This is a genomic window from Desulfitispora alkaliphila (assembly GCF_050433185.1).
GTDB classification, from domain to species: domain Bacteria; phylum Bacillota; class Desulfitisporia; order Desulfitisporales; family Desulfitisporaceae; genus Desulfitispora; species Desulfitispora alkaliphila.
This window is the reverse complement of record NZ_JBNPXS010000013.1, coordinates 25,784-45,176: the sequence shown is the minus strand read 5'-3', so window position 1 is coordinate 45,176 and position 19,393 is coordinate 25,784. Positions and strand designations below refer to the sequence as shown.

The following is a 19,393-nucleotide window of genomic DNA, read 5'->3' as shown; positions in this document are numbered from 1 at the left end:
TTTTGGCTACCTTTGTTTCATTATTGGAAGGTGGAGCAAATCCTTAAAGCCCTTTGCCAGTTCACTATACTTCCCTGCCAAAGCAGTGTCTTGCTCTAATTTATCCAACTGTTCTTTTACCCTTTTCGTAAGTGAAGGTTCCCACCTCTTGAGTCCAACTTTATAGGAATTTAGCATGGGCAACGCCTTTGCATCCACTGTTTGCTGTAAATGCCAGCGGAAAGTTTCAGCAAGAATTCTAACACCTTCCAATAATTCCTTGTAACGATCACCATGGTTCTTTTCCAATTCTCTATATTGAGTAATAAATTTCCCCAGCTTTACAACATTCCAATAAAATACTACTGACATGGCAGGAACTAACAACACTTCTATTGTAGGGTGCTTTTCAGAAAAATAAAGATAGCTTTTTAGCTTATCCTCAGTTCCCCTTCCTATGGGATGATTCTGATGATAGCATGCAATTTCCTTTGCATTATAAAAGCTTGCCCCCGCTAAATGCAATCGATATCCCAATTCCCAGTCTTCCATCCATGTTCTCAGTTTCTCATCAAATAGACCTGCTTCTTCTATCAGCTCTCGAGACAATGATATGCCATTTGTAATAAATAAAAACCAGGGAGTAGCCATTTCTTCGAGATTTTTGCCGTACACTTTCTGAAGCCGATCATACCAACTAGAAATCTCATATCCATGCTTCAACCCACTGTGGTCTATAACTTCTTCTTTTGATAAGAGGCGCACTACACCTTTTTTCTTCATTGGTTTACAAGTACTGCTTGTTTGCATAGTTGTTCTTTCACATTTGCGCTCTTGTTTCTTTGAGAATTTAGGGTAGTAATGGGAAAATATTTTTTGCCCATTGCAGTGAGTGTTGATGACCATTTTATCTCTTTCATGGTACCTTAAATGGCCTTTTATAAAATCCCTGCCTACTAGCATTTCATCCAGGAATATAATCACCCTACCCTTTGATGCCTTTACCCCCCTATTCCGTGAATATGCTGCTCCTCTATTAACCTCATTATTTAGGACCCTTAATTCAAAGGGAGGTTTCATTTTCTCCAATAACTTTGCTGTATTATCCTTAGAATTATCATTTACTACAATAACCTCATAAGCATCCGAGGAAACACTTTGCTTGTATAATGACAGTAGAGTTAGCTCAAGCAGCTCCGCCCTATTGTAGGTTGGAATAATTACACTTACATTCTTTACAAGCTTATTCATTCTTACATCTCCTCTATGTATTTTCTAAGGTTTTATTTTTTTCATGTTTATTGTAAAAATCAATTGCTTTCTTTCTCCACTTGCTTTCTAACTGTTTTGCTTTTGTTTTATAACCTTTTCTAATGTATGTCATATATTTTCTTAAGTTTGCTTTATATGGAATTATATCAAGCATATATACCGAAAGTGCTGTCAGCTCAGGATCTGAAAAGCCATGTCTTTTATAAATATGACAGAGATTAATGGCAGTTTCATCAAGTTTATTTTTTTTATTATATGGATGCTCTTGATGGTATCCCACTTTTTTATTTATACTGATAAAAGACAAGCCAAGTTTATTCAAACGATAACCAAGTTCCCAGTCTTCTAAACCCCATTTAACAAAATTTGTATCAAATCCGCCTACCTTATTGACATACCCCCTTTTTACAGAAACACACCTGGTGATAAATAACATCCAAGGCGCAACATCAGTTTTTCTTAATTCCCTTTCTAACCTTTTGCTTATATTAAGTGGAGGTGAGTGCTTTTCTATTATGTGAAAATTTTTATTTATATCCTCCGGTTTTAGAAGGGGAACATTGTTATCCTCCTCCCCCCAAAAACTTTCTTTCCATAAACCTATCGGCTCTAGCATATGATGCATTTCCTGTTTTTGCTGGTCGTTAAATCCAGAATAATACTGAGTGTAGGCTTTCTCCCATGCATTAGGAATTCCAGATATGATAGTATTGCGATACTTACGATGGTAATCGTGAAATATTTGTATAAATTCAGGACAGACAATAAAGTCAGAATCGCAGAAAATAAGGTGCTGTCCTTTTGCAAGTGAAATACCTTGATTTCTTGCATGCGACCTTCCAGAATTTATACCTGTATTAGTATACACTAAGTTGTATGATGCCCTAAAGTCTGTTACAACTTCTTTGGTATTATCAGTAGAAGCATCATCAACAACAATTACTTCAAACTCATCTTTTTTATAAGTTTGCAAATTAAAAGAGGTAAGTGTTAATAATAATTGTTCAGCCCGATTATAAGTTGGAATAATAACACTAAATTTTTTACTTATTTTAATTACCCCCATTCATCTTCTTTGATAATGCAATAAAACACATTCCGTTAATAAACCTTTGCTAATTTTAGTGTCTTCTTTAAAGATCTAATATCGACCATTATATGGTCAAAACATCCAGGAACGTCAATGAAGTCAGGCGGTCGTTTCCCCTCACCTAATAAAAAATAATAATCTATATCAACATGATTGCTTAACACCCAATATAACGGCACTACCCACCTTGGTGAAAATATTTCAATTACTTTTGTGTTAGCGTTACAAAAAACTAGGTTTGTTAACCCAGCACCATGGGCACTTACTATTACTTTGGCTTTATTAAATAGTTCTGCTTGCTCTAGCACAGACATTCTTTCTAATATGACAACTTTAAAGCCTAGTTTCTTTAGGATTGATCTTATGCTTTCTTCATTTAAAATATTTCTATACTTTGCATGCTGCCTACTGATATATATCTTTTCATAGCCCTCAAACTTATTTGATTTATTAAGAAACTTGTTTCTAATAAAGTCGCATGCCCACTTTGGCATTTGACCATTATATCCTGATGAAGATGCTACTACTAATTTACTAACTCTTAGATGAAAGTTTTCGTCCGCTTCAATAATTTTATCTGAATCGATTCCTAATAAATTAAGTGTTTCATCCTGAAAAGGCTGTTTTATACCATTTCTATTAATTATGTATTTATCAACTGTTATCCCTTTCATAGATAGCAGTTTTATACGCGGAAGAACATCAAACATCCAATGATAATAGTTTTGACTCGCACAAAAAGTGAGTGCTAAAATTCTTTCGTCTATGTCTTCAATTTCTGGCAGGTTTTCGTACTGAAAAATTGGATGTTGTTCAGGTTCCACAGTTAATACTACTCCATATTGAATAGAAGCATCCCATAAAAGCTTATTATTTGATGTTATTACATATCCGTGATGTCCTACTACTCTTCCTTGAGTTATCTCTGAAACAAATTCATTAGGTGGTTGATTAAAGTAAGATCTGATAAATTCCCACGGAACCTTTGAATAGATACTTTTAGGCATTCTCTTTTTTCTTTTATGTTCAAACTCAAATTCATAAAATACATTCCTTAAGCTTTGAGTGTTACCTTTAGATATATGATAATCAACAGTTTTATAATAAAGTCCATTCGGCGGAAGGCATCTATTTAAATCAATATTCATTTATACCCATCCCTCCTTCAAAATCAATTTATTTTATTTCGGAATGCTCGATTATCCATTTCAAAGGGATTTGGGTATTGGTCTTTTAAAAGATGAGAATTTCTGAAGTTTATTCTCGCAGAACTCTTGATTTTTTCACCATTTTTGTAATACTTATAGGACCACTCTCTATCCAAGAAAAATTTTTCTTTAAAATTTTTCAACTCATTCAAATAATTTAACCTTAGTTTATTAATAATTTTCTTTTGAGAAGGGACTAATTCATTGATTTTATAAGTTAAATGCGTATCGACATGAGAAAAGTGGAAGAAAATTAATTGCTCATTATTTATTCTGTACTCACCATTTTCATTTTTGAAAAATTGTCTTTCATCCAAATTCCAAAACCCAACATTATAACCAGAATGCTTTAAAGAATGAACAGGAAAGTAGCATTGCGCAAAATCAAGCCATTTTTGATCTAGAAAAAGTCCCTTTCGAAAGTCAATATAACTATATTTATCACATCTCCTAGACCACCATGAAAGAAATTCTTCTGAATCTAACCCTCTCTTAATGCCTATAAACCCAGCATTATAAAGACCGTAGTCTCGATATCTTAAAATTAATTCTTCATTTAAACTCTCAGGAAAAAAAATGTTGTGTGGGGTAAATATTATAGAATATTGATTTAGCAAGTTTTTTAAATTATAAAAAGGGGCGTATACTCTTACATCGCTATCTAAATATATAAATTGGTCTTTGCTTGGATATTTTTTTAATAAGTATTTTAAGAACTGACCTTTACACGCACAGCTGCCTTCATAAATATTATATTGAAAAATAAAGCTATAGAAATTCTCAAAACCTATATCTTTTGCTAATACAATTTCGTCAAAATATTTAAAATCATCAAGTTCACTGGGAATTTCTTCTTCAACCAGACAAACTACAATAATACAATCTTGCATCTGTTGTTTTGCAGACTTTGCCAAAACCATTGTTTTATATAAATAATTGGAAGTAGTTATAGTTCCTATTATCATATGGTCACCTCCGCAAATTAATTGCTTATTTTCTTCTACTATGATATGCAAGTACCTAGAAACTAGTGTTTATACATTTAATGTATTGTGCCAGTGCCACTTCCATGCTGTTTCAACTATGTCCTTTAATGAATGCTTTGGTCTCCACCCTAAATGACTTTGAATTTTTTCTGAAGTAGAAATAAGCATTGGCGGGTCCCCCTCTCTTCTGGCTTTATACTCAGCATTAACTTCTTTGCCTGTAACACGTTCACACGTCTTAATCACCTCGTTTACTGAATACCCCTGCTGATTGCCCACATTATAGCACTCGTTACTATGATTGTTATTTATCAGACTTTGTAAGGCTAGAACATGCGCCTCAACCAAGTCATTTACATGAATAAAGTCCCTAATACAAGTACCATCCTTAGTTGGATAGTCGTCACCATAGACTGCTATCCTGTCTTTTTTTTCCAGTAAATGAAGTAAAATGTTAGGAATTAAGTGGGTCTCTGGGTTATGATGCTCCCCTATAGCTCCGGAAGGGTCCGCACCAGCAACATTAAAGTATCGCAGTAAGATGAATTTTAGCTGATATGCATGGGACAGGTCTCTGATAATTTGCTCAACAATTAATTTAGTTTTCCCATAAGGGTTTATGGGATTTGTACTACATGTTTCATCAATCTGCTCTACCTGAGGGTTTCCATATACTGCACATGAAGATGAAAAGACAAGCTTATCCACTTTATGCTGCAACATTAATTTCAATAAGCAAATTGATGCTGCCACATTATTTTCATAGTATTTAATTGGATTTATAACAGATTCTCCCACATAACAATTTGCAGCAAAGTGGATTACACATTTAATGTCAAAGTCAGAAAAAATATACTCCACTATTTGTTCATCTTTTATATCCCCTTGAATAAACACAGCTCTCTTATCAACTGCTGCTTTGTGCCCAGTAGAAAGATTATCTATTACAACAACCTTGTACCCTTGGTCTACAAGAGTTTTAACAGTATGACTCCCTATGTATCCTGCCCCTCCCGTCACCAATATCATAGTAATCAACCTCCCCTACTGCTATAGCTATTCACAGCTAGGCACCTATGCTACTTAAATTATCTTCCCCTCCAGGTCTTGTAACACTTATTTCGCAAAGGGAATACGATATAGTAATTATTACATTTTACAATTCTGAGATTAAAAGGAGAGGAGCACTTTTGAAAAAATCTACTATAGGCGTTGTAGGTGGTTTAGGACATATTGGATTAATTCAAGCTGCATGCTTAGCTAAGCTAGGGTATAACGTAGCAGCCTATGATATTAACTCAGAAAAGATGACGGCTATCTTGAATGGAACCATGCCTTTTCAAGAACAAGATCTGACAGAATTGGTTATGGAGACTATAAACAGTAATTTACTCACATTTACACCTAGAATAAGCGATTTACAAGAAGCTGAGATAGTATTCATCTGTGTGGGAACACCTTCTTTACCAAGGGGCGAAGCAGATCTATCTCAAGTCTACGCAGCAGTAAAACAGATAGCACAGAATAGAGAAAAGCCTTGCCTTGCAGTAATTAAAAGCACTGTCCCAGTGGGTACATCTCGTAAATTAACCCAGTTTATAAAGGAAAATAACCTTTCAGACAAAGTAACCATGGTATCTTGTCCTGAATTTCTTCGCGAGGGCTCAGGAGTAAAAGACTTTTGGGAACCGGCCAGAATAGTTGTTGGAGCCGAAGAGAGGGAAGCCGCAGACAAGGTCGCTCAGTTGTATGCACCACCAGGAGTTCCAGTAATAACAACTAGCTGGGAGAATTCCGAACTAATAAAATACGCCAGCAATGCTTTTTTGGCAACTAAAATTTCTTTTATCAATGAAATATCCCTCTTATGTGAAAGTATCGGAGCTGATGTGAGGACTATTAGCAAGGGGATTGGGCTTGATCCAAGAATTAACCCTCACTTTATTGAAGCAGGTGTCGGGTTTAGTGGCCCCTGTCTTGAAAAAGATTTGAAATCTCTAATAGCTCAATTTCAAGAAGTACAAAGAAATCCTCTTATACTAGAAGCTGCCTTAGAGGTTAATGAAGCACAGCGCCAAGGCGTAGTAGAAAAACTACAGAAACACCTAGGTTCTTTAGCGGATAAAAATATTGCTGTCTTTGGCATGGCCTTTAAACCGGAAACTGATGATGTACGAGATTCCCATAGCTTGCCAATTGTCAAGCACCTTCTTGCTCTAGGGGCAAGTGTAACTGTCAGCGACCCTTGGGTAAGTAGCCCTAAGCAAGGAAGGATCTCTGAAGCTGAAATCGCTGGGGTAAAATGGATCTCCTCACCCTTTGAAGCTGCTAAAGATAAAGATGCTGTTTTAATTTTAACTGCATGGCAGGAATATAAAGACTTAGATTTTAAAAAGCTTTGCGCCAGCATGAAAAATCCTTTGATTGTTGATGGGAGAAATATTTTCGACAAAAAAAGTATGGGGGCTTTAAAAATTAATTATGTGGGGGTAGGAATATGAGGTATCTAATAACAGGAGCCGCTGGCTTTATTGGTTCTCATCTTTGCACAGCATTACTAGCTCAAGGAAGTGAAGTATGGGGAATAGATGATTTGAGTCAAGGAAATATGGATAGATTAGAGCATCTTAAAGACCACCCCCGCTTCCATTTTACAAAGAGCTGCATATCCAAAGCAGGGCTACTAGAAGAAGTTATAAAAAAAGTTGATGTAATATACCATATGGCGGCAGTGGTAGGGGTTAAGCGATATGTAGAGGAACCGGTGAGGGTAATTGACGTAAATGTATGCTTTACTTCTCGCCTATTTGAACTGGCATGGCAATATGATAAAAAAGTAGTTTTCACTTCCACATCTGAAGTATATGGAAAAAATAGCGATATTCCCTTTCGTGAAAGTGCAAACCGTGTTTATGGTCCCTCCACCAAAGATAGGTGGTGCTATGCTATATCAAAAACTGCAGCTGAACATCTATGTCTAGGCTACATCAAAAAGGGGCTTAGAGCAGTAATAATTCGATACTTTAATGTATATGGACCTCACGCAGATACTTCCGCTTACGGGGGTGTAGCGACCCGTTTCATAAACCAACTTCTTAACAACAAGCCTTTAACAGTCCACAACGATGGGAGTCAAACAAGGTGCTTTACTTATATAGACGATATATTAAAGGGAACCATTGAGGCTGGAAGTTGTAAAGATGCAGAGGGAAATATTTTTAATCTGGGACACCACCGCGAAACACCTATTCTTGAGCTTGCCCAGATTATCTTAGATGTTTCAGGAATTAAAGGAGAAATAGTATTTCAACCCTATAAAGAGTTTTATGGCACCAGTTATGAGGATATACCCAGAAGAATTCCCGATTTATCCGCAGCAGAACAAATACTCAATTACAAACCTGTAATAACTCTTGAAGAGGGACTCAAAAAAACCTTTAAATGGTATAAGAGTAGAATGTAAGCTAGGAGTGAGTTCCGTGCAAATAAAGAAAGCAGTTATACCAGTTGCAGGTTTTGGCACTAGATTTTTACCTATTACCAAGGCACTGCCAAAAACTATGTTGCCTATAGTTGATAAGCCTGCTATTCACTACTTAGTAGAGGAAGCTGTGAATTCAGGCATAGCAGAAATAATAATTATTACAGGGCAAGATAAAAAGCCCTTAGAAGACTATTTTAATAGATCTAAAGCCCTGGAAAATCACTTAATTAACACAGGAAAACTAGACTTATTAGAAATGATTAAGAAAATTTCTTCCATGGCAGAGATCCACTTTGTAACGCAAGAGGAAGTACTTGGCTTAGGGCATGCCATTTACTGCGCCCGAAGGTTTATGAATAAAGATGAAGCATTTGCTGTGTTGCTTGGGGATGATGTGGTCGTTTCCATAGAACCATGCATCTCCCAATTAATAAAGGTTTTTAATAATTATCAGGCTAGTATTATTGGGGTACAGAATGTGCCAAACAGCGAAGTAAGTAAGTATGGCATTGTAAGCGGTCACAACGTGACAGATCGGTTGGTTAAGGTAGGCGATTTAGTGGAGAAGCCTGATGAAGAAAGCGCCCCATCAAATTTAGCAATACTGGGGAGGTACATTATCCACAGCGAAATATTTGATATCTTAAGGGCTCTTCGCCCTGGCGCAGGTGGAGAAATACAATTGACAGATGCTTTAAAAGAACTTAACAAGACTCAAGAAGTCTACTCGTATATTTTCCAGGGAACAAGGTATGATACAGGAAATAAACTGGGTCATTTAAAAGCTACTATTGACCTTGCCCTACAAGATGAAACTATCGGCCATGATTTTAAAAATTACTTAATAAAAATGACGAGCCACTCTCGCTAGAGAGTGGCTCTTTTGTTGCTTTTATTGTCCATCATATCTCATCTTAACCAAATATTTAGCATAATCCAATGGCAAACCCAATATCTGTTTGTAAACATCCTCGGGTGCTTCCCTGTACGCTGCGTAATTAGGCCTGCTATTGGCTTCAATAACCCATAGTTTTCCTTCCCTGTCTAAGGCTACATCAAATCCTATTTCTCCAAGGCTTCCCATGTGATTTTCCATAGCATGAGCAGCCTTGAAAGTAAATTCCTCTAAATTTTCCCATGAAAGTTTAGGGTGAATTAAACTATCACCAGGTCTTATAAAAATATCTTTAGAACCAGCCGCAAAGTTTGTCACTATTGCCCCAGGTTTTGCAATTCTAAAATTTACTCCTGAAACTGTCCACTTGCCAATGCTATTTTTTTGAACTAAGATCCTCATATCAAAAGGCGCTTCCCCTCTTTTAGCTAGATAAATTTGTTGTTGAATAATAAGGTCTCTGCCAATATTTTTATGCAAGAATGAATAGAGTGCCTTTAAGCTAGTAAATTTCCAGCTCTTTATAACACTTCCTCCTGTTTTAAGAAGATACCATCTTCCCGATGTTTCAATACGAAAAACCTTGCGCCCAAAATAGCTATAGTTATGCTTGATATAGCAGGTCTCATATTTTCTCATAAATTTTTTTAAATTTGTAAGTGTAAGCAACTCTGTATTAGGCATAAACTCAGCTGTTTCTTCAAATTTTTTTATAGCCTGATAAGTATCCCATTTATTAAATGTTCTAGTAGTATTTATCCATTGGATGTTATCTACTTTACCACGATTAATGTAACCTTCTACATTTTTCGAACTAGGATTGGATCCTCTATCATAGATAACCTGAGGTACGGGTATTTGCTTGCTTTTCCATTTGTTTTTTCTTGGGCACAGGTAATGTGCATAAACCCGATTGCTTGCCCAGTCTACAGATCTAAGGGAAAAGCAATATAATAGGATACCCTTTTCTAAGGCCAGTTTTGCCTGCTTTTCTATTCTCTGAACTTCCCCTATCCTTTTTAATGTCCTCTTATATACAGTTAAACCTAAAGTAGGACCTAAGATGACTTTATCTTTTGACAGAAAGGCAAGCCATAGTGGTCCTCCATGGTAGTGGGTAAGATCGGAAAAAGCACTCTTTGATAAATATAGATTGTTATTTTGAGAGTCATCACTTACTTCTACTACTTCTACATTCAATTCATCAAATCCAACCCTTAAAGTTATCCTTTGCCCAAGATCAAATGCAAACACATCCATCTGGTATTTATTTAAAATAAGTTGCTTTTTTTCAGAGCCTTTAATATAAATGTTCAGTGTATAAAGGTTACTCATGATACTACCTGCCTTTCTAACTTCTGCTAATAGCTATTATATTCACACTTTAAGGGTAAGTTCTGGTAAACTGAAAAAGCCTGCTGATATTTACCTATCAACAAGCTTTCTCCACAAGGGTCTGTTTTCCAACTCTTTTATTTTTTTTCTTAAATCCTGGTTTTCATTCTCCAATTTAAAAATAGATGCATCTTTTTCATTCATTTCATCCTCTAACTGATTTAACCTTTTTGACTTTTCATCTAATTTTTGTTGGATTTTTTTAATGCTAACTTCTAATTCTTTTTTTTCATTTTTAAACTCCTGGATCTTTGCTTCTAATTTTGCTTTTTTTCGCTCAGAAACCTTTTCCTTAGAGGTCTTCTCTTTAATTGTCTCTTGATGCGCAACAACTAAGTTCTCAAGGGTTCTCTGCTTCTCTAAAAGCTTATTTATCTCCTGATTCTTCTCTTTTATTCCTTCCTCCAAGTTGCCTATTATATTTATATTTTCTTCAATAGTGTCCTTCATCTGTAGATTAGTTACGCGAACGTCTTCCGTTTCAAAGATCAGTCTATGAACATTTCCGTTTACATTTTTCAAGTGCTTTTCTAAATCCTTCTGCCCGTAATCAATACTTAAGTACCTCATATTGGGTAAAACAAAGCCGTCCTCTTGTTTTACATTTGGCAATCTACTTTCTATGCTCTCATCCTCCTCTAATCCATTTTGAAAAACAGTTGCTAAAAGCGCTATGGATGTGCTTCCCGTATCAAAGGTTGCCGTAGTACTTAAGCCCCTTCTCTTGTAAGCATCTAAGGACAGCATGTTGTTGTAGGTTAATTTCTGATACTGCTTTTTGAGCACCGGCTCATTAAAGGTTTTACCCTCATCAAAGGAGCTAGATTGGAAGATGCCTGCGGTCTGCTGCCATATAATTATAACATTATCATCTAACACTCCGATTGTTGGATTATAGGCATTTACACCCTCTTCAGAGATATAGCGTTCTGGTTGCCATCCTCCTACCATCCACCCGCCTCTTGTTTTACGCCGATATAATACTCGATAGTTCATTCCATCAGATCTCATCCAAGTAAGATGTAATGTCCCTTTTTTGTCCAACACTAAGCATGGATATAGGTTACTTCTATTGGAATCAGTAATCGAAATTCCTTCACCCCAGTCCTCTCCATTTAACTGTTTTTCTCTATAGACAAACTGGTATTTTGATTTTTCATAGGTTTGATAAATTAAATGAATTATTCCCTTATCATCTATTGCAGCAGCTCCTTGATTTTGCCCCTGACCAGTACCGTAATCAACTACTTCTGGGATATTCCATCCACCCTCATCTTTAATACAGTACTTTATCCTCCAAATATCTTCCACAGGGCTGTCAGTAAAATATATCATACTCACCTTATCCCCATACACTAAAACTGTTTGATAAAATACTCTTTCTTTATCAAGCCATTTATCTCCTAACTCATCGACTAGAACCTGATCCCCATCCCAGTATACATAGACTAAATTACCTGCAATATTTTTGCAGCTTATGTGTAATTCATCTTCCTGTCCAGTAGTAAATGAAAAGTGCCCACTATAGTCAGATAATAATACCTGCCACTCTGTCCAGCTTTGGCCTTTATCCAGCGAGTATCGTCCTAAAAGCTCATAGCCTTTGTTGTGTAAAGACCATATGTATTCTCCATTTTTAACATGTAGCATTTCCTGTCCCAAAATGCCACTATTTCTCAACGTTAGCAGTTTGCTTTTAGAAGACTTATTTTCCATAGCTCACCCACCCTATAATATCCATTAGTACACTCTTATTCACTTGATTTGAATAATATGTACTAGGTCAGTTCACTAAACAAAAAAATATACTCCTATGGCATAAACAAAAGGACTGAGCCCTGTGTAATCCAGGATTCAGTCCTTAAAAGTTTCCTACTACTTAATTATTATCTTCCAATAAACATTTGGGTCCAGTATGTCCCATAACTTCCGCCTTCTGCATAACCAACACCTATATCAGTATATCTGCTATTTAAAATATTGGCTCTATGCCCTGGAGAGTTCATCCAGCTTTGCACTACTTGCTCTGGACTTCTCTGTCCAGCTGCAATATTCTCTCCTGCTGTTCTATAGCTAACGTCAAACTGTCTCATCATATCAAAGGGAGACCCGTAGTTTGGAGAGTTATGACTAAAGTATCTACTATCTCTCATATCCTCCGACTTGATTCTGGCAACTTTTGATAGCTCTACATCTGCTGCTAGTGGTCTCAGTCCTGCTCTAGCCCGTTCATGATTTACAAGTTCTACTACTCGAGCTTCAAAGGGGTGTAGCTCATTAACTTCATCTTGCTCTTGCTCTTGCTCAGGCTCTGGCTGTGGTTCTGGCTCAGGTTGCGGCTGAGGCTCTGGCACTGGAGCAGGTTCTGGCTGAGGCTCCGGTGTTGGCTCTGGTTGTGGTTCAGGTTGCGGCTGAGGCTCTGGTTTTGGCTCTGGTTTTGGCTCTGGTTTTGGCTCAGGCTTTGGTTCTGGTTCCGGTTGAGGCTCTGGTGCTGGAACTGGTTCTGTTGTCCCAATCAAAAGCTCATATGTATTCTTATCTACCTTTCCTGTACATGACAATCCGTTCTCAACTTGGAAGCGAGCAACTTGGATTAGCGTATTCAAGTCATAAAACCCAGAAACATTGACTCTATATCCTTCATTTCTAAGTGCTCGTTGTACTTCTTTCACTTCATCCCCTCTACTGCCATAGGAAAGTTCCACAAATTGCTTGTTTTCCGCCGGATTAGTGATTTGCTGCCTACTAGGGATTGTAAACCTGTGCCTCAGTACATTGTTCTGAGTAGACACCTCTTGACCATTAACCCTAATAGTAACGTTGTTTTTAACCTGATATCCATTATGCGCTTCCGCCACTCCCACAAACGAAGATAGCGTAAAGGTGGTAGCTAATATTAAACCCATTGCTTTTTTCTTCATTTTTCGCATGCCTTCATTCCTTTCTGCTATAGATATATTGTGTCATTCAAGCTTAGATTTCACTAAAAACTCGAGTTTTCCTTTAGGTAAATCTATCCTACCTGCGAAACAGCTGCGTCCAGTAGTATCTGTAACTACCACCTTGAGCAAAGCCTACTCCTATCTCTTCGTAATTAGAGTTAAGGATGTTGGCTCTATGCCCAGGGGAGTTCATCCAAGACCTTACAACCTGCTCAGGCGAAGTTTGCCCTGCAGCAATGTTTTCTCCAGCAGTTCTATAGGAAATGTTAAAATGTCTCATCATGTCAAAAGGAGTACCATAGGTTGGAGAGTTGTGAGAAAAATAGTTATTGTCTCTCATATCCTCTGACTTAACTCTAGCTACTCTAGCCAAATCTGGATTGTGTCTTAGGGGACTAAGTCCAACTTTAGCTCGCTCTATGTTTACAAGCTCCACTACCTTTTCTTCATACGGATGCACTTGTCCTATTACAGAAGTAGATTGTGTTCTCAATGCACTGCGAACATTTTCAGCCCATACTTGAATCAAACCTGATTTAGTTGAGTTATTTGCTCTTGCATCCAATTCAGTTACCGTTGCCAAGAGTTCCCCATTTACTGAAACTACAGGCAAACCATTAACCGTAGTTGCTCTTATGTATTCTTCTTTTAACTTACCCTGATCTGCAAACCTTTCCATGCGCTCTGCAATAATTCGGCTACGGGTCACTGCATCATACTGCTCTGATAAGGTTCGATACCTTATAACCACCTGGTTGTTGATGCTGAGTTCGTATATATCATTATTGCCATTTACCGGATTGGCCCTAACCTCTAAATCCCTGGCTTCAGCAGAAGCCCCCACGCCTAATGCTAAAACAAAAAACAATAGCCCCATTATCACCTTACAAAAATTTTTTACCTTTTTACAACTCAATATTGTCTCACCCCTCGATGCCTAAGATTTACTTAAGATTATATCTCAATTACACTTTTTACAAAAATTCTACATTATCTGTAATTCGGCCTTATTTTGGCTTGTCCCGTGATTTTAGAAAAAAAAATTGCATCTAGATGCAATTTTGATTTGTTATTATATTTTAAAGGCCTATGGGATAATATGCTATAAATATGGGCTTTCTTGAATGGAAACTATGCCCACTCTCACCGCCCACAGAGCAGCTTGGGTTCTATCTTTAAACCCTAACTTTCGAAATATATTGCTCAAGTGATTGCGGACTGTTTTTTCACTGATAAATAAGTTGCTAGCTATGTCTATATTATCTCTCCCCTGAGCTACTAAGCCCAAAACTTCTCTTTCCCGTTTTGTAAGTAATTGTAACTTAACTTCCTCTTCCCTATTAGTTTGTAGATACATCCAACCTTTTATATGCTCCAATAATTTTGCAGCAATCTCGGGATGGAGAAATACCTTGCCCTGAGCGGTTAATTCCACAGCTCTAATTAGCTGCTGTCTGTCAAAGCTGGGAGCCAAATACCCAGTCACGCCTGCCTGCATAAATTTTGTAATTGATTCATTTTCACCATTACTATTTATCAATAAAATAAATTTAACATCTGGCTGTTCCCTTCTAATCTCTTTAATGCATTCTATGTCCATACCCTCTAGGCTCAAATTAAATAAAATTAAATCAGGCTTTTCAAGTCTTGCCCTTTTAACAAGTTCAAAGCAAGCTTCTGCTTCACCTATAACTTCTATGTAGTCTTCCTCAGCAAAAATCTGCAAAAGCCCCTGTTTAATTAAAAACTGTCCTTCACCTATTAACAAGCGTATCTTCTTTTCCGCCATAATGGTTACCTCCAGTTTGATACGTCTTCTATAATAAAGTATGCAAAAACTAACTTTTGGTGAAAGAAAAAACCTGCAACCACTTGGGTTACAGGCAAAACTAATACTTCAATTTAACTTCACTTTCATTATCACACAGGGTCAATTCGACAGTTTCTGTAAGCACATCTGTATAACTATACGATACTCTGCGTTCACTCTTCTGTGTCTCGCTAATCTTGACTACAAAGATGTGAGGATAAGTGTTCTCCAGTACACCTTCGCGTTCCACAATTTTTTTGCGGCCTCTATTTGCTTTTAATTTTATTTTGAGACCAACATGAGCCTCTAAGCCCTCCTTGATTGCGGAAAGCGTACTTTTTGGTGCCACTTCGCAACCACCTTCTTTCGCCATTATATATCACATTATAACATCACTTTAAGGGGTTGTCAAGTTATAAGGTTTTATTATACTAACTAAACATACTCAATGTCAACTGTTTTTTATTTTAATATGGGGACTTTGGATAACCTAGCCTCATTCTTCCTCTAGTTTCTACCCCTCCCACCCCATCTTCACCTGTTATGGTATCGGAAATTATGTCATCTAGCAGCAATATGTCATTTATAGAGCTGTAAGCAACTTTTTCCACAATAAAAACCGGATCGAATGCGTGGATCATTATTCTCTGAGGCGAACTAGCAAAATTAGCTCCAGCTGCTAAAAGAGCTTCATAGTGGGACTGACAAGCTCCAGCAAAAATCACAAGGTTATCCCTAGAGGGTACAATTCTCCTTACTTTTTTCACCGCTTCAACAAAATATTTTGAGTTTTGATAGTTATTTATATCCACAAACCCTTTTTTCTTTTTTTGTAAAGCATCATGTCCTGTTAACACTAGAATATCAAAGTTGTACTCTTTTAGGTAATCTAGTATAACTTCAGGTTGCTTGCTTTCAGGTACGTAAAACCCAATTGCATCTAAGTTCAGTTGTTCATAAGTATTTAAGCATTTCTCCAAATACTCTTCATCTCCGTCTAAATGCAGTATTCGTCCGGGTAAGTTGAAAAACTCCCCCTTTTTTCTTGAAATCTTGCTCTCAAACCGACTTAAATCTGCATTCCTTCTGGTAAGAATCCTTTTCATGCAAGACTGACTCTTTTTTATATCATTTAGTCTATACTCACTAACTTCCCTTTGACTTTTTACTTCCAGGTCGGATAAAGGTGCATCTGCACACAACCTTAGATCAATCCCCTTTAATTTTGCGCAACTACAACTGCTGTCACCCTCATCTAAATCAATTACTTTAAACAATATATCAGAATTATATGATTTTCTCCCAACTATATCTCCTTTTTTTACCTTGCTCATACCAAATCCCTCCTTTCATATATCATATGGCTACCCAAAAAACTGGTGCTACATATGGGCTCATAACCTTTTTTTGGCATTATGTTAACTATCTTTATTTATCCCCATATTATGTATCAGGAGTAAACGTCAATTTACAACAATAATAAAAAACACTTGCGGTTCAGTCTTTAACCACAAGTGTTGAGTATATTCTTAATTTACTTAGGCAGGTGACAGCTATGTCTGCTATCGTAATTCCCGCTAGAGACGAAGCGGGTAGAATTCTTATATTGCTAAACCAAATATTGTCATATTCTGCTTTTAATCCAATTGTTGTAGTAATCAATGGCTCTATTGATAACACTGCAGCTGAGGTGCTTAGCTTGAATTCACTGAAAGTAAAAGCCCTTTACTTCAGCGATGCACTGGGTTATGACATTCCTAGAGCTATTGGCGCACACTACGCCTATAATCAAGGCGCCCATAGTGTAATTTTTGTGGATGGCGATATGGTGGGAGATATATTACATAACCTAATAGAAATAGATGCAGCCTTAAATTCAGGCGTTGATTTAGCACTTACAAATTGTTATCCATACATAACAAAGCGCCAACCCTTAAGCGCCTCAACATTAAAGTTTAGACAGCTACTAAACAAAAAATTAGGTCTGTATCAAAACATAGGGCTGGCCACTCCCTCTCATGGACTATCTGGGGTAAGCAAACGCTTGATGGATAATTGCCATTTTAGTACCTTTGCAATCCCTCCAACACTTTTATCAATTGCAAAACTTAATAACCTGACCGTTAAGGTAGCTACTGCTGTACCTCACTTGCATCTAGGTTCTAAAGTGCGAGGGTCAATTCATGCACGAAAAATTGCCCATACAATTATCGGTGATTGTATAGAAGCTAAGTGTATTTATGACGGCACTCCTCGTACCCGCAATTATCTTGGCTTCGACTATATTGGGTATAACAATCAAAGGCGTTTTGATTTATTAGAAAAATACCTAAGAAGTAAGTCCTGTTTCTGAACCAACAGCTTGACAATCTCGGCAAACACCGTATAATTCTAATCTATGTGTATTAATAACAAAGTCGGTTTTCTGCTCCGCCTCGGCCTCGATTTGGTTAAACAAAGGCCTATTAAAATCAACTACTTTCCCACACTTTTCGCAAGTAATGTGATAATGATTTTCTGGACACCCGTCATAACGGCTAGATAAATCTCCAAAAGAAAGCTCTTGTATTACCTTTGTTTCTTTAAGCATATGTAATGTATTATACACAGTTCCTAAGCTTACTCTACTCAAGCGACCTTTTATATAGTGATATATTTCCTCTGCAGTAGGGTGATTAGGACAAGTCTTTAAGTACTCTAATATAACTCGGCGCTGAGGAGTAAGCCTAATTCCTCTCTCCTTAAATCTTTTATAAACTTCCTCTAAATCATTAAACTCCGTCAACCTGCACACCACCTTCAGTTTTCCATAATTTACTTTAAATTAATATTCAACACTAAAACTATTTATCCTTCTTTACTTAGTTGAAAATAGTCAGTTAATTGCGTATTTTATTAATTTCATTGGCAAGTGCAGCAAATTCATCCATACTTAAAGTTTCTGCTCTCCTTTTACTATCAATTCCAGCTTGCTCAAGAGCATTAAGTAAGTCTTCACCTTCAATATTGAGATTTCCCTTTAGGGTATTGTAAAGAGTTTTACGACGCTGCGCAAATCCAGCCTTCAATACTTTGAAAAAAACTTCCTCACTAGCCAAACTTATGGGAGGCTTAGGCCTCCGAACAAATTTAACTACTGCAGATTCTACATCGGGCTTGGGGATAAAAACATTTTGTGGAACTTTAGTTACTAGCTCTGTTTCCGTGTAATATTGCACTGCCACACTGAGGGAACCATAGGCTTTCGTCCCAGGCTTCGCTACAATCCTATCGGCTACTTCTTTTTGCATCATAAAAACCATTATCTCAATGGGATAGTTTTTTTCTAGTAGCCCCATAATTATTGGTGTAGTTATATAATAGGGCAAATTAGATATCACAGTAAATTTCTGCGTATTAGCTCGCTCTAATACTAGTTCCTCCAAATTTACTTTTAGAACATCATTGTTTATTACTTCCACATTTGAGTATTCACCTAGAGTTTCTGCCAACACCGGCACCAGTCTCTTATCTAACTCCACTGCTATTACTTTTTCCACCTGTTCAGCTATAGCTTGTGTTAACACACCTATGCCGGGACCAATTTCTACTACCACTTTTTCTGGCGACAGCTCACCGGCATCAACAATTTTTTGTCTTACATTGTCGTCTATTAGAAAGTTCTGTCCTAAGCTTTTGCTCATCTTTAATTTATATTTGTCAATTATATCCATCACAACAGTTGGTTTAACTAGGTTTTTCTTCATAGTAATCCCCTGACCTTTTCTCTCTAATTTTGACAATAGCTTCGACAAACTCTTCTCTGGTTATACCATAGCTATTGAGTCTATTTAAAAATTGCTTGCCATTCCCATATCCAATTCCTAGCTCTCGCCCCAATGCTTCCCTTAGCTCTTGAGATCCTTCCACACCGATAATCCCATACTTGTACATATCAGCCTTCTCAAATAACTTTTCTTTAGCGTTTCCTTCTTTAAACCTTGCTTTTTTCAGAGCAGTAAGTATTGCCTCAGGCGTTGCATTTTCTACACCCACATCCCCATGGGCGGTAGCTTCATTTCTTGGCAAAAAGGCATGCTTGCAACCAGGAACTTCCTTTTCTATTCTCTCTCGTAATCTATCACCCACGTAATCTGGATCTGTTAAAATTATCACGCCACGCCTTTCTTGGGCAAGTTTTATGCGCTTTATTGTTTCTCTTGAAAGAGCAAAGCCATTTGTTGTGATTAGCTCACAATCTACTGCACATTTTACCGCTTGTACATCATCTTTACCTTCAACAACAATTATTTCACTAGTCAAACTACCTCACTCCAGACTAAAAATTAAACC

19 protein-coding genes are annotated in these 19,393 nt (G+C 37.0%); 4 read left to right on the top strand and 15 right to left on the bottom strand.

The window, feature by feature from the left end; genetic code table 11:
- Positions 1-6: 6 nt before the first annotated feature.
- The 5 genes from GGQ84_RS06600 to galE all read right to left on the bottom strand — a co-directional run bounded on the left by GGQ84_RS06600 (position 7) and on the right by galE (position 5,564).
- On the bottom strand, positions 7-1,230 hold the full coding sequence (locus GGQ84_RS06600) for a glycosyltransferase family 2 protein (protein ID WP_429160827.1): 1,224 nt from the start codon (positions 1,228-1,230) through the stop codon (positions 7-9).
- Between the two features lie 13 nt (positions 1,231-1,243).
- Positions 1,244-2,317 carry a glycosyltransferase family 2 protein gene (locus tag GGQ84_RS06595; protein ID WP_429160824.1) on the bottom strand — a complete coding sequence of 358 codons (1,074 nt, stop codon included), beginning with the start codon at positions 2,315-2,317 and terminating at the stop codon, positions 1,244-1,246.
- Between the two features lie 35 nt (positions 2,318-2,352).
- Entirely contained in the window at positions 2,353-3,489 is a 1,137-nt protein-coding gene (locus GGQ84_RS06590; RefSeq protein ID WP_429160821.1) for a glycosyltransferase family 61 protein, read from the bottom strand.
- 23 nt (positions 3,490-3,512) lie between these two features.
- Complete coding sequence (locus GGQ84_RS06585; protein WP_429160819.1) at positions 3,513-4,514, bottom strand: glycosyltransferase; 1,002 nt, start codon at positions 4,512-4,514, stop codon at positions 3,513-3,515.
- Between the two features lie 69 nt (positions 4,515-4,583).
- Positions 4,584-5,564, bottom strand: a complete 981-nt coding sequence (galE, locus tag GGQ84_RS06580; protein WP_429160816.1) for a UDP-glucose 4-epimerase GalE — start codon at positions 5,562-5,564, stop codon at positions 4,584-4,586.
- 161 nt (positions 5,565-5,725) lie between these two features.
- Between galE and GGQ84_RS06575 the strand changes: the two genes are divergently transcribed.
- The 3 genes from GGQ84_RS06575 to galU are packed head-to-tail and all read left to right on the top strand — an operon-like array spanning position 5,726 to position 8,890.
- The gene (locus GGQ84_RS06575; protein ID WP_429160813.1) at positions 5,726-7,036 is read left to right on the top strand and encodes a UDP-glucose dehydrogenase family protein; all 1,311 of its coding nucleotides are present in this window, start codon (positions 5,726-5,728) and stop codon (positions 7,034-7,036) included.
- The gene (locus GGQ84_RS06570) at positions 7,033-7,998 is read left to right on the top strand and encodes an NAD-dependent epimerase/dehydratase family protein (RefSeq protein ID WP_429160810.1); all 966 of its coding nucleotides are present in this window, start codon (positions 7,033-7,035) and stop codon (positions 7,996-7,998) included. The genes GGQ84_RS06575 and GGQ84_RS06570 overlap by 4 nt, the downstream gene beginning before the upstream one ends.
- 16 nt (positions 7,999-8,014) lie before the next feature.
- Positions 8,015-8,890 (top strand): UTP--glucose-1-phosphate uridylyltransferase GalU, encoded by an 876-nt coding sequence (gene galU, locus GGQ84_RS06565; RefSeq protein WP_429160807.1) that lies wholly within the window; start codon positions 8,015-8,017, stop codon positions 8,888-8,890.
- 21 nt (positions 8,891-8,911) lie between these two features.
- On the opposite strand, the gene GGQ84_RS06560 is transcribed toward galU, so the two are convergent.
- The 7 genes from GGQ84_RS06560 to yabG all read right to left on the bottom strand — a co-directional run bounded on the left by GGQ84_RS06560 (position 8,912) and on the right by yabG (position 16,395).
- Entirely contained in the window at positions 8,912-10,249 is a 1,338-nt protein-coding gene (locus tag GGQ84_RS06560; protein WP_429160804.1) for a YheC/YheD family endospore coat-associated protein, read from the bottom strand.
- A 90-nt stretch (positions 10,250-10,339) separates the two neighbouring features.
- On the bottom strand, positions 10,340-12,025 hold the full coding sequence (locus tag GGQ84_RS06555) for a hypothetical protein (protein ID WP_429160802.1): 1,686 nt from the start codon (positions 12,023-12,025) through the stop codon (positions 10,340-10,342).
- A gap of 170 nt (positions 12,026-12,195) precedes the next feature.
- Complete coding sequence (locus GGQ84_RS06550; protein WP_429160799.1) at positions 12,196-13,230, bottom strand: CAP domain-containing protein; 1,035 nt, start codon at positions 13,228-13,230, stop codon at positions 12,196-12,198.
- 97 nt (positions 13,231-13,327) lie between these two features.
- A complete protein-coding gene (locus GGQ84_RS06545; RefSeq protein WP_429160796.1) occupies positions 13,328-14,167 on the bottom strand; it encodes a CAP domain-containing protein in 840 nt (279 codons plus the stop codon).
- A 186-nt stretch (positions 14,168-14,353) separates the two neighbouring features.
- Entirely contained in the window at positions 14,354-15,040 is a 687-nt protein-coding gene (locus GGQ84_RS06540) for a LuxR C-terminal-related transcriptional regulator (protein WP_429160794.1), read from the bottom strand.
- A 100-nt stretch (positions 15,041-15,140) separates the two neighbouring features.
- Entirely contained in the window at positions 15,141-15,410 is a 270-nt protein-coding gene (locus tag GGQ84_RS06535) for a Veg family protein (RefSeq protein ID WP_429160791.1), read from the bottom strand.
- Between the two features lie 118 nt (positions 15,411-15,528).
- Entirely contained in the window at positions 15,529-16,395 is an 867-nt protein-coding gene (gene yabG, locus GGQ84_RS06530) for a sporulation peptidase YabG (RefSeq protein ID WP_429160788.1), read from the bottom strand.
- Between the two features lie 221 nt (positions 16,396-16,616).
- On the opposite strand from yabG, the gene GGQ84_RS06525 reads away from it, so the two are divergent.
- Positions 16,617-17,414: a glycosyltransferase family 2 protein gene (locus tag GGQ84_RS06525; protein ID WP_429160785.1), complete on the top strand. Its 798-nt coding sequence runs from the start codon at positions 16,617-16,619 to the stop codon at positions 17,412-17,414.
- Here the strand turns inward: GGQ84_RS06525 and GGQ84_RS06520 are convergent.
- The 3 genes from GGQ84_RS06520 to rnmV form a co-directional block, all read right to left on the bottom strand.
- A complete protein-coding gene (locus GGQ84_RS06520) occupies positions 17,391-17,846 on the bottom strand; it encodes a Fur family transcriptional regulator (RefSeq protein ID WP_429160782.1) in 456 nt (151 codons plus the stop codon). The two genes, GGQ84_RS06525 and GGQ84_RS06520, sit on opposite strands and share 24 nt — an antisense overlap.
- Before the next feature lie 94 nt (positions 17,847-17,940).
- Entirely contained in the window at positions 17,941-18,807 is an 867-nt protein-coding gene (gene rsmA / locus GGQ84_RS06515; RefSeq protein ID WP_429160780.1) for a 16S rRNA (adenine(1518)-N(6)/adenine(1519)-N(6))-dimethyltransferase RsmA, read from the bottom strand.
- Positions 18,788-19,363 carry a ribonuclease M5 gene (rnmV, locus tag GGQ84_RS06510; protein ID WP_429160777.1) on the bottom strand — a complete coding sequence of 192 codons (576 nt, stop codon included), beginning with the start codon at positions 19,361-19,363 and terminating at the stop codon, positions 18,788-18,790. The genes rsmA and rnmV overlap by 20 nt, the downstream gene beginning before the upstream one ends.
- Between the last annotated feature and the right edge of the window lie 30 nt (positions 19,364-19,393).